This is a genomic window from Desulfoluna sp. (assembly GCF_030145185.1).
Lineage (GTDB): Bacteria > Desulfobacterota > Desulfobacteria > Desulfobacterales > Desulfolunaceae > Desulfoluna.
In genome coordinates this window covers 1-10,653 of sequence record NZ_JAQYWB010000046.1, presented here as the reverse complement: position 1 = coordinate 10,653, position 10,653 = coordinate 1, and the positions used below count along the sequence as shown (strand labels likewise).

The following is a 10,653-nucleotide window of genomic DNA, read 5'->3' as shown; positions in this document are numbered from 1 at the left end:
ACCACTCACTATTCACTATTCACCACTCACCACTCACTATTCACTATTCACCATTCACTATTCACTATTCACCATTCACCATTCACCATTCACTATTAACCATTCACCACTCACTTCCCCGGTCGCCAGGTCTCCGAAACCACCATCCCACAAAGAATCAGGGCCGCCCCCCCGAGGGCCATTCGCCCCATGGCTTCCCCGGCCAGTCCCCAGGCAAAAAGCGCCGCAAACACCGGCTCCAGACAGAAAATAAGGGCCGTATCCGAGGGTGAGACCCATTTCTGCACCGTGGTCTGAATCAAAAAGGGGAGCACCGTGGCAAAAAAGGAGCAGAGCAATAGAGCCCCTGCGATCTCCGGCTTCCAGGAAAAAACGGGGTATCCCTTCAGCAAGGCGGTGACCCCAAAAATCCCGCCAATGGTTCCCAGCTGGACCACTGCCAGCCAGTAACTGTCACACCGGCCGGCATAGCGCCCCGTATAGAGAATATGCAGGGCAAAAAACACCGCACACACCAAGGCATAGAGATCGCCTTGATTCATGCCCCCACTGCCTCCTTTTCCCATAAGCCCGCACATCAGATAAATCCCCCCCACCGCCAGGACGGCGCCCACGGCCTTGGGCATTTCCAGACGCCGTTTGAAGAGAGGCACGGCCAGAATCGGCACCCACACCACGTTAAGGCCCGTTAAAAAAGCAGTATTGGAGGCGGTGGTATCAATCAATGCCACGGTCTGCAAAGCATACCCCGCCACCACAAGCCCCCCCAGAAGCATTCCACGCCCCAGGGTATATGTATTCAAAGACCCCTTGGCCAAAGGGCGGCCCAGAAGCAGAAGGCCAAAGGCCAGCAAAAACCGCTGGGCCAGAAACAGGGAAACCGCCACATCATCGAGGGCTCCTTTGATCACGGTAAAAGTCATCCCCCAGAAAAAAGCCACCAGGACCAGACCACTGAGTCCCAGGAGACGCTTGTTCTTAGTCATTTCATCACTCCATATCATTCCATTGGGTTGTGTTGTCTCTCCCATGAGTCATCGGTTAAACAGGGACAGGAACTTTACACCAATCGTCCACCTCGGGTCATCTATTTTCAACCCTTCGTTTCGCAATGGGGACCGATTGACACCAACATGCCGATCTGATAGTATATTTTCTAGTATATTTAGCCATTGTCTCTGTCGGTAATTTTCAACATCCAATCCCCTTGCACACCGGGTAGGGCTCTTGAAAAGAATCCTGCACGCATCGTTTCAGGATACCGTCAAAAAACCAGTTATTTATCAAATATCCCCGGCCCTTGCCGGTTTCACGCGTCATCGCGTCATAGAAGGTGGTAACCCGAAAAATGAAGATTGAAGTTGGAGGTCAGATACAGGGAATTTCCCTCAGCTCATTCCTGCAGATTGTCCAAATGGACAAGACATCCTGTACACTTAAAATCTATTCCAATGATGAAGTCGGCTATTTGTGGTTAAGCGACGGCAACCTCGTCGCCGCGGAATCCGGATCTCTGCGAGGTCTCGATGCCGTCTACGAGATCATTTGCTGGAACGATACCATCATCGTGATCGACAATGCCCCGGCACCCGAGCACAACATCACCACCCCCCTGCTCACCATCCTGATGGAAGGCTTGAAGCTGCGGGACGACAAAGCGGCCCTGGCCGAGAAGGTCGAAGAAACAGCCCCGGACCTACCCGACCAAAGCCCATCCATCGACGATCAGATCGCCATGCAGTTTGTCATGGAGGAAAAACCCGACCTTCCAAAATTTATGGACGACGTGCCCTCCCCTCCGGCCCCGGCCACCCCAAAAATGGCCACCCCTTCGCCCTCCCTCCCCCTTCACCCGGCCGTTGCCATGGACCTGAAAGAGCAGGCCGCAGCGGCCGGCGACGGCAAGAAAAAGGACGAGGACTGGCTCTACGAATATGAAGACGAGGAGGCCAAAGAGACCTCAAACCCCGTCCGCACCATTTTGCTCTCCTTTCTCGCGTTTCTCGTCATCGCAGGAGCGGGCTTCGGAGGCTACATCTGGTACCGGTCTCATACCCTGGAGACCGAGTTCAACACCCTCATGACCGACCTTGCGGCCATGAAAGATTTCCAGCAACAAAAAGGGTTCCTGGAGAGCTACCTGAACGGCCACGTGAACAATCGGTTTACCCTTCAAGTCACCGATCGTCTCAACGAGGCCAATGCGCTGCTTGATCTCGAAACGCAGATCAAGGCCATGCCCCGGGACGGAGATTTTATCGGCACCTCGGTGGGGCTCTTCAAAGACTACCTCAAAACCCATCGCGGCACGCCCTTCATGACTGCCATTCGCATGAAGATGAAGAACCTCCCCACCCAATTAGACGGCCTGGACTACAAACGCCTCCGAGAGGTAGACGACCAGAGCACCCCGGTACGCCTGGGCCTCTACCGGGCCTACCTGGACGACCATCCCCACGGCAAACACATCAGAGCCGTCACCAACCTGGTGGCCTCGATCAGCGATGAATACTACCTGATACTCAAGGAAAAAATCCCCTCCTGTTACAAGGCGAAAAACTGGGAACCCTGTATTGCCGTGGCAGACACCTTCACAGCCGAATTCCCCAACGATCACCGATTTAACGAAGTCTGGCTCCTCAGAGGCGAGATGATCGACATGGGAGCCCTTAAAGAGATGCGCAGGCAGGCCTCAAGCCTCTCACTGAGCGACTCTCGCAACCTGTACATCAACTACCTCCAGAAAAATCCGAACACCACCATCGATACAGAGATCCGAAAAGAGATCATCTCCATCGGAAAGAAAATCGAACAACAAGGGCAGTGGGCCGAAGTCCAGGCCATCGCCGACAACCCTCAAAAGCCCATCAACATCCGCATCCGTGAAGTGGAACTCTACATCGAGCAATACCCCGACGGCGCGTTTATCAAAGACGCACGCCAAAAGAAACGCACTCTGGAGTCTCAGCGAACCCGGTTGCTGAAGGCAGAGCAGGCATCACGAGAAAGCCTGCGCACCCAACAGGCGGGGCAACGGCGCTTAGAAGAGCAGGAAAAGGCCCTTCTCTCCCAACAGCAGGCCGCTGCCGAGGCCAAGAGGAGACGGAAAACAGCCGCCCTCATCCAAGCCCGCGAAGCCGATATCCGAGCCCATCTCCGCGGCAAAGAGAGCCGGTTTGTCGATCACAACAACGGCACCATCACAGACACCCAGTCCGGTCTCACCTGGATGATACTGGATTCCAGAAACAGGGGGCTCTCCTGCACGTCCTTTAAAGCGGGGAAAGCCTGGGTGGATGCTCTCACCCTGGGGGGCTTCACCGACTGGCGTCTGCCCACCCCCAATGAGCTGGCTCTTCTCTATAACGGGAAGCCCTATTACCCCAGCAGCGGCGCGCCATGGTACTGGACGGCCGAGCTTGAAACCAGCGCCTGGGGCACAAGCACCGAGGCGTTTACCTTTGATCCGAACAACAAAGCCACCTACAAACGGGAGACCCATCCCCTGACAAGCTGCGGATATGTTCACGCCGTTCGAACGCCTTGACCTGAAAAAAGCGGCCCCTTAATAATTAGGTGCCGCTTTTTTAGCGGGTTAACCTCGAAGTCCCTCCCTTCGACAGTTTTGTTTGACAACCTCTCCCAAGTATGAAAAAGATTTTTAACAGGCCTTTTCAGGGTCTGTTTACCGAAGCCGCCATCACCCCAAATCAGGAGGGTTTCATGTCACATCCCCACGACCACGATCACAGCCACGAGCACAGCCACGATCACGACCACCATCATCATCACGAATCCGCACCCCTTTCTCTGAAAGAGCAGCTGGCCACCTTGATCGCACACTGGGTGGACCACAATGAATCCCACAAGGGCAATTACCTCACGTGGGCCGAGCGGGCACGTGAAGGAGGCTTCGCAGAAGCCGCAGCCCTTATCGAAGAGATCGCTGGCATGACCGACGCCGTCACCGACAAACTCAAGCAGGCCCAGGAGAAGGTGCACACCGCCCCATGAGCCCTGCCGCCTCACACAAAAAAGCGCAGCCGAATGCATCGGATGCGCTTTTTATCTACTACCTGGAAGGGGTGATCCATCCGGCCACCCCCATGCCTCATCCAGACTTCCTCGGCAACTGGGTCGAGGAGACCTCCACCTTTCTTTTTTTTGGCAGCCCCGCCGACGACATGGTGCAGGGCTTTTGCCGATCCATGAGCCACCTGACCTTCATCGACCGATATGAGATGACCTACGAGCAATGGCAGGGAGGGGATGCCGAGCCCTTCACCGCCGGGGGACTCACCATCACCCCCTTTCGCAAGGGGACGCCCCCCGAAGGCAGGCCCGGGCCAGGGGATATTTTTCTCGATGCCGGGGTGGTGTTCGGGAACGGGGCGCACCCGACCACGAGTTCTTGTCTATCCCTGCTGGCCAGACTCGGCCCGGAGCTTGCCGGACAAACCGTTCAGGACCTGGGCACGGGAACCGGCCTCCTCGCATTGGGCGCGGCCCGCCTGGGTGCCGAAAAAGTCCTGGCCGTGGACTTAAATCATCTGGCCGTTCGTACCACCCTTGCCAATGCCCGAATCAACGGACTGACCCGGCAGATCGTGGCGGTTCAGGGACGCGCCGAAGAGATGGTCCACGCACCGGCAGATCTCGTGGTGTCCAACATCCACTATGACATCATGAAACACCTGGTGGTCTCCGAAGGCTTTCTCATCAAAAAAGAGGCCATCCTCTCAGGCCTGATGACCACCGAGGCCCGAACCATCGAACAGGTGCTGAAGTCCAAGGGCTTTCTCATCGCCGACCACCTGTCACCGGATGGTATCTGGCATACCTTTCACGTAAAAAGAGGGTAATACAGATTGCTTTCCGTGTGACCGTTCATCTCATCACACTGTTCGGCGGGGATCTCAAAACAAAGACGGGTCCCCTCACCCGGAGTGGACTCAATACGAGCCCTGCCTTTGATCAGCCGTGCCCGATTTTCCATCCCCTTCAGTCCCATCCGTTTTTCCCAGTCCCCCTCCTCCATGCGCCGTGCGACATCAAACCCTTTGCCGTCATCATCGATGCGAAGGATCACGTGGGGATGCGCCGCAACCAGCCGGATAACCACCCTCTGCGCTCCAGCGTGCTTCCACACATTGGTTAACGCTTCCTGAATGATCCGCTGAATATGATGATTATGCTCCCTGTCAGGGACGACATTATGCATCCCGGCCGTATGAAAATCGACACAAATACCGAAGCGTTGTTTGAACTCCTCGCAGTAATTGTAAATGGCATCCACAAGGCTCATTTTATCTGTATTGGGGGGTTGTAACGCGTACGCCATCTCTCGAACGGTGTTGATCGAATGCTGTAAAATATCTGAAAATCCCGTCACCGTCTTTTCCAATTCCCGGGGGGATCTCCGCCCGGCATCCACCAGGGTGTCACAGCTGATTTTCAGTGTCGCCAGTTCCTGGGCCACGTTGTCATGCAGATCGTAGGCAATCCGTTGACGCTCTCCCTCCTGGGCCATCACCAACTCCCGGGTCAGATTTCGAACGTTCGTTTCTGCCTCCTTGAGAGGGGTGATGTCATGGGAATAAAAGGCCACCTGCTCCACGCCCCCCTGAACGTTAAAGACCGGGTAGATCACATTGGAGAGAATCAGGCCGTTGTTGTCGTCTTGAAACCGAACAGGTTGACCGCTCCTCACCACCTCACTCACCTGCTTGCGGCGAAACCGCGCCAGAAAAGGAGGGATAAAACAATAGAAGATTTTTCCTTTGATATGCTCCGGGCTGGTTTTCAATCGACACGCAAAGGATCGATTAATGGCCAGGACCGTCCCCTCGATATCCATCAGCACCGCCGAATCCGTGGTGGCATTGATCAGGGCTGAAGCCAGCGATTCCCTCTTTTTAAGCTCCATCGTAAGCTCTACCTGACACATGGAACTGATAAAAAGCCCCTCCACCGTTTTCAGAAGTCGCATCATCAACTCTTCGGGCCACAGGTACTCTTCGCCCGGCCCTCCAAAGAGGCAAATCCCACCCTCCTTGCCGTCGCGGCTTCGAAGGTGAAGCCCCACCATGGCTCGAAAACCATGGGACCGCATCCACCGCCTCTGCTCAAAATTCAGGGTCGCCACGTCCGATTTTTGACTCACAACCATCAACTTATCCTGGCGCAAACGGGGCAAGAAGACAGAAAAAGCTCTGGAAGTGACTGTCTCAAAGCTCGCCTCTGAATCTGCCTCCGAGATCCACTCAAAAAAAAGCCCCCCCTCCCCATCCCCCTCGGGACCCAAAAAAGCAATGCCACGGGTGGCTCCGGCAAACTCAGCCACTCGTTTCAGGGCTTTTTGAATCACATCACCGGTCCATCCGCCCGACGCATCCAGAAAATCAGAAGAGACCGCTGCGATCATTCGGTCCAGTTCCCTTCTGTCCTCAAGCTCCTCCCGGAGCTTTTCATGGTCGGCGACGATATCGGCCAACGCCTTACCCGTCGGCAATGGAATCACTTCCGTCATGATATCCTCCAACTTGTATCAACGCGTGTCAGGGGGCATTAAGAAAAAAACGATCACACTTTCACCTTAGTATTCAAGGACGGTTGAAAGCCTGTAAAATGGATTTTCATCAGGAAAAGAATCGATTTCAGGAAACAGCCTGGAGCTTCAGAAGGTTCGTGAGAACCCCTTAGAAATAGACCAGTTTGCCCGATGTGTCAACAGGGTATATACCGCGAAACCCTGTTAACACATCGCGACAAAAGTAAGGGAGCCTTCGGCCGAAGGCCCCCTGAAACGCTGAATAAGGCCTCACTTTCAGGCCCGTTTACACGCGAAAAAAATCAGGACAGCCGGACCTTCACCGATTGGGCGTGGCCCTGGAGTCCCTCGGTTTCTGCAAGGAGCATCACCGCATCGGCCTCTTTGTGAAAGGCCTCTTCAGAATAGCAGATCAGGCTGCTCTTTTTGGTAAAGTTCTCCACAGAAAGGGCAGAGGAGAAACGTGCGGTGCCGGCGGTGGGCAGCACGTGGTTGGGACCTGCAACATAGTCCCCCATGGGCTCGGGCGTAAAGTGCCCCATAAAGACCGCACCGGCATTTCGGATCAGACCCACCACTTCAAAGGGAGCCGTCACCAGAAGTTCCAGGTGCTCGGGGGCCAAACGGTTGGCCAGTTCACAGGCGGACTCGATCGTATCCGTCACCAGGATGGCCCCGTAATCGCGAATGGACGCCTCGGCGATCTCCTTTCGCGGCAACGCGTCCAGCTGACGGCCCACCTCGGCGAGGACCTTTTTGGCCAGCTCTGCGTCGGTGGTGACAAAAATGGAAGACGCCAAAGGATCATGCTCGGCCTGGGAGAGGAGGTCCGCAGCCGCCCACACCGGGTTGGCGCTCTCATCGGCAATGGCGAGGATCTCACTCGGCCCGGCGATCATATCGATCCCCACGGTGCCCGAGACCAGCTTCTTGGCCAGGGTCACATAAATATTGCCCGGTCCCACGATGACATCGACCTTTCCCACGCTCTCGGTACCATAGGCCAGAGCCGCCACGGCCCAGGCGCTGCCCGCCTTGTAGACCACATCCACGCCGGTCCGTCGTGCCGCGGCCAAAAGGTGCTTGTTGACAGTGCCGTCGGCCATGGGAGGGGTCACCATGGCGATATGCTTCACCCCGGCGATCTTGGCAGGAATCGCGCCCATCAGCACAGAGGAGACCAGGGGGGTCATCCCGCCTGTGGCTCCGGGAACATAGACGCCCGCAGCATCCACAGGGTTCACCATCTGCCCCAGGGTCACCCCTTTCCTCGGCATATCAATCCAGGAGTTCTCCAGCTGCTTTTTGTGAAAGGATTCCACCTGGGTCGCGGCCAAGTCCAAAGCCGCCATAAAGTCATCATCCACGGCAGCCACGGCCGCGTCAATCTCCTCTTCGGTGACCACCAGCTGAGAAAGGGTCATCTCCGGAGCGTCAAAACGACGAATATAATGCAAAAGGGACTCATCGCCGCCCGTGCGAACCGCTTCGATAATATCGATAACGCCCTTTTCATCTTTCGCCGTGTATCCCAGGCCCCGGCTCGTGATGGCACGAACCTTGGCTTCCGCTTCTACCGAAGGGTAATTGAAAATTTCCATGATCTCCCGTCTCCATATCCGCCTGTGAAGGCTGGCTCACTTTCTTATATTAACCCGGCTCCCCAAAGACACGGAAACCGCTCCCGGACCCGCAATGGGAGAAACCAACTCCGGGCGATGATATCTGCTCATCCGATTCGTAAGTTATCGCAAGACGTCTGCAGATCCCAAACACGACCCACCTAAATGTCTGCGTCGCCACGTTAACGCCGGTATCATCGTCATAAAAAACACATTTGTAAAAAGGGGTGCATTATACCCGGAGGTCCCCCTCGTGTAAACCTGCTTTCCCCTTGTATACAAGGAAATAATCACTTTTTCTGTTCTTCTCACCCCCGGCCCCCCGCTCTTTCTCTGACCAGAAGAACCCCCGTAAGCATATACCCGGCGGGGACGGCCATGGCCAAAGGAAAGGCATAAAGTGCCAGGGTGTTCCCCACAAAAAGAAGGGGAGACGCCGTCACCGCCAAAAGACTGAAGGCCACCATCGAACGCCGAAACGTGTCTCTTTTTACGTAGGGGATATCCCCTTTCATCCCGTCTATCAACCGGCCGTACTTGGGCGTCCGGTGGAACACCCCATGCCGGGTAAACAGGCCTTCCACCGCCGCACAGGCCAGAAAAGGGGCCACGCCGATACAGATCAGGGGAAGCAAGGGGACATAGCGCAAAAGATGCCGGGTCCGCGGCTCCAGCAACGCGTAAACCATATAATAGAAAAGAATGGCCCCACAGCTCCCGGTGAGAGCTGCCACACCGGGCACCCAGGCCAGGGCCGAGCTGCCGGTGCCGTGAACCAGCAGCGCCGGCCAGAGAGTGACCGTGGCCAGAGCCCCGGCCAGCCACCCCATCCCTCCCAGAAGATGAAACAGCGCCTCCACCTTCACCCGCAAAGGCAACGGAGCCGCCAGCAGCCGGGGAAGGATCTTCACCGCCGTCTGGCTGGCCCCTTTGGTCCATCGCTGCTGCTGAGAAATAAAATCCGTCAAAGTGGGCGGAAGCTCCGAGGGTGCCACGCATCCCCCATGATAGACAAGACGCCACCCCGCGAGCTGGGCGCGGTAACTCAAATCCAGATCTTCGGTCACGGTATCCGCCCGCCACCCCCCTGCCCCCACAATCGCCTCTTTTCGCCACACCCCGGCGGTTCCGTTAAAATTAAAAAATCGCCCCAGCGCATGCCGGGTGCCATGCTCAATATCAAAGTGCGAGGAGAGGGTCAGGGCCTGCACCCCCGTCACCAGAGAGTCGCTATCGTTTAAAAACCCCCAGCGGGCCTGCACCATCCCGATATCCGGGGAGGTAAAACGCGGCACCGTCTGCAGAAGAAAATCCGTGGGCGGAATAAAATCGGCGTCAAACACGGCCAGAAAGGCTCCTCCCGCCTCTGCCAGCCCCTCGGCAAGGGCTCCGGCCTTAAACCCGTGCCGGCTGCTCCGCCGCAGCACAGAGACAAAAAATCCATCGGCCCGAAGCCTCGCCACCCCCCGATCCACCGCCTCCCGCGTCCCGTCCGTGGAGTCATCCAACACCTGAATCTCCAACCGATCACGGGGCCAGGAGAGTTCCCCCGCCGCCGCCAGCAGCCGTTCCGCCACCGCCTCTTCATTATACAAAGGGAGCTGCACCGTCACCTTCGGCAAGGGGTCCGCAAGCCGCGGCACAGGCGGCGCGGGCCTTCCCCGCATGCGGAGCCATGAGCGCAAAAGAGCCAGCCGATGCACCCCGTAAAGGGCCACCAGGAGCACCGACACCAGATGCAGCACGTAAACGGCGGTAAGAAACGAACTATTCATAAAAACAAGCCTTCGTGGGTTAAGGTGCTTGGTGATAAAAACGTTCTTCGTGCCTGGTAAAAAAGCGTTCTTCGTGCTTGGTTCTTCGTGCTTCGTTCGAGGAGTCGCTGCGCTCCAACCGTATTGTACAAAACGTTCTTCGTGCCTGGTGCTTCGTGCTTCGTTGAGGAGTCGCTGCGCTCCAACCGTTATAAAAAAAACATGCGTGGGTGGGTGACGTCGTAAGGCTTCGAGGGTTAACGTGCTTCTCTCGTTCTCTGGCTCCGCCTGGGAATGCTCCACGGAGGCTCTGCCTCCAAGCTTGAAACCCCGCAACCTATGCGCTTGTGACGAACCTCGCATCCCCTCAAAGATCGCGCGAATGCGGATGCATTACAGCCCGTCAGTGAAAAATCCGCGGGGCATTCGCAAACCCGCTTTCAAGGTGGCTCACCTTGCCGCCGGAGGCCGCTCTCTGACACTTTTTTCTCTCGTCCCCAGACTCTCTTCTGCCTCCAAGCTTAAACCCCGCAACCTATGCGCTTGTGACGAACCCCGCATGCCCTCAAAGATTGCGCGAATGCGGATGCATTACAGCACGTCAGTGAAAAATCCGCGGGGCATTCGCAAACCCGCTTTCAAGGTGGCTCACCTTGCCGCCGGAGGCCGCTCTCTGACGCTTTTTTCTCTCGGCCCCAGGCTCTCTCTGCCTCCAAGCTTGAAACCC

General features: G+C 56.4%; 7 protein-coding genes. 3 read left to right on the top strand and 4 right to left on the bottom strand.

The window, feature by feature from the left end; genetic code table 11:
- Positions 1-110 precede the first annotated feature (110 nt).
- Positions 111-986 (bottom strand): DMT family transporter, encoded by an 876-nt coding sequence (locus Q1Q75_RS15050; protein WP_300672280.1) that lies wholly within the window; start codon positions 984-986, stop codon positions 111-113.
- Positions 987-1,348: 362 nt separating this feature from the next.
- Between Q1Q75_RS15050 and Q1Q75_RS15045 the strand changes: the two genes are divergently transcribed.
- The 3 genes from Q1Q75_RS15045 (at position 1,349) to Q1Q75_RS15035 (ending at position 4,862) form a co-directional block, all read left to right on the top strand.
- A complete protein-coding gene (locus tag Q1Q75_RS15045; protein ID WP_300672278.1) occupies positions 1,349-3,547 on the top strand; it encodes a DUF4388 domain-containing protein in 2,199 nt (732 codons plus the stop codon).
- Positions 3,548-3,723: 176 nt separating this feature from the next.
- Complete coding sequence (locus Q1Q75_RS15040; protein ID WP_300672276.1) at positions 3,724-4,014, top strand: hypothetical protein; 291 nt, start codon at positions 3,724-3,726, stop codon at positions 4,012-4,014.
- Complete coding sequence (locus tag Q1Q75_RS15035) at positions 4,011-4,862, top strand: 50S ribosomal protein L11 methyltransferase (RefSeq protein ID WP_300672274.1); 852 nt, start codon at positions 4,011-4,013, stop codon at positions 4,860-4,862. The genes Q1Q75_RS15040 and Q1Q75_RS15035 overlap by 4 nt, the downstream gene beginning before the upstream one ends.
- Here Q1Q75_RS15035 and Q1Q75_RS15030 read toward each other — a convergent pair.
- The 3 genes from Q1Q75_RS15030 to Q1Q75_RS15020 form a co-directional block, all read right to left on the bottom strand.
- Positions 4,844-6,529, bottom strand: a complete 1,686-nt coding sequence (locus tag Q1Q75_RS15030) for a histidine kinase (RefSeq protein ID WP_300672272.1) — start codon at positions 6,527-6,529, stop codon at positions 4,844-4,846. The two genes, Q1Q75_RS15035 and Q1Q75_RS15030, sit on opposite strands and share 19 nt — an antisense overlap.
- 323 nt (positions 6,530-6,852) lie before the next feature.
- On the bottom strand, positions 6,853-8,151 hold the full coding sequence (gene hisD, locus Q1Q75_RS15025) for a histidinol dehydrogenase (RefSeq protein ID WP_300672270.1): 1,299 nt from the start codon (positions 8,149-8,151) through the stop codon (positions 6,853-6,855).
- Between the two features lie 329 nt (positions 8,152-8,480).
- Positions 8,481-9,947 carry a glycosyltransferase family 2 protein gene (locus tag Q1Q75_RS15020; RefSeq protein WP_300672268.1) on the bottom strand — a complete coding sequence of 489 codons (1,467 nt, stop codon included), beginning with the start codon at positions 9,945-9,947 and terminating at the stop codon, positions 8,481-8,483.
- Positions 9,948-10,653 lie beyond the last annotated feature (706 nt).